At 76.2% G+C, this 661-nt stretch carries 1 protein-coding gene and 1 pseudogene; both read right to left on the reverse strand.

Annotated elements, in window-relative coordinates; genetic code table 11:
• A partial coding sequence (locus G3I54_RS16820) for a glycosyltransferase (RefSeq protein ID WP_343240351.1) occupies positions 1 to 256 on the reverse strand: 256 nt, incomplete at its 3' end.
• 166 nt (positions 257 to 422) lie between these two features.
• Positions 423 to 661: pseudogene (locus G3I54_RS16825) on the reverse strand (hypothetical protein); the annotation flags it as partial.

The raw sequence follows: 661 nt of genomic DNA on the forward strand, positions 1-661 counted from the left end.
GCCCGTGGGCGTGGACGACGTCCGCGCCCGTGCAGGCGGCCCGCAGCGCGGCGACGGCGGCCGGGTCGCTGCGCCGGGGCACCGGAAGGAAGCGGGCGCCGGTCGCCGTGAAGTCGTAGGCGCGGTCCACGGCGGGCGGGGCGCAGACGGTCACCTGCACCCCTCGCGCCACCAGCCCGGCGGCCAGCGAACCGACGTGCGCGCTGCTGCCCGCACTTCCGCCGCCCAGGACTTGGACCGTACGCAGCTGTGACACGTTGATTGGCTCCCCGGGGCTCCGGAGTCGGCGGTAAGTACAGCGCCAAGGATGCCAGTCCGTACGCACGTTCCGGGACCGCCGTAACGTTGCTGCCCCACGCACGGCGACAACCGACCGCACCGCACCACCCTCAGGGGTGAACTTGAAGGCGCAAAGTTGCCGCCTAGCGGTCGCCCGTCGGCTTCACCGACCCGCTTCCCGCGTCCCCCGCCAGCTTCGCCGACCGGTTTCCCGCGTGCCCCGCCGGGCTCCTCCACACCCTCGGGACGCGCCGGGCGAGGCGGCTGACCCGGTCGCCGTCCACCGCGGCCGCCACGACCCCCGCGGCCAGCGCCAACCGCCCGGACCGGCCGGTGGCGCGGGCGAGCGCCAGCCCCAGTGCCGCGCCGAGCGCGTGTGCCC

The sequence above is a fragment of the Streptomyces sp. SID14515 genome (assembly GCF_010548505.1).
GTDB classification, from domain to species: Bacteria; Actinomycetota; Actinomycetes; order Streptomycetales; family Streptomycetaceae; genus Streptomyces; species Streptomyces caviscabies.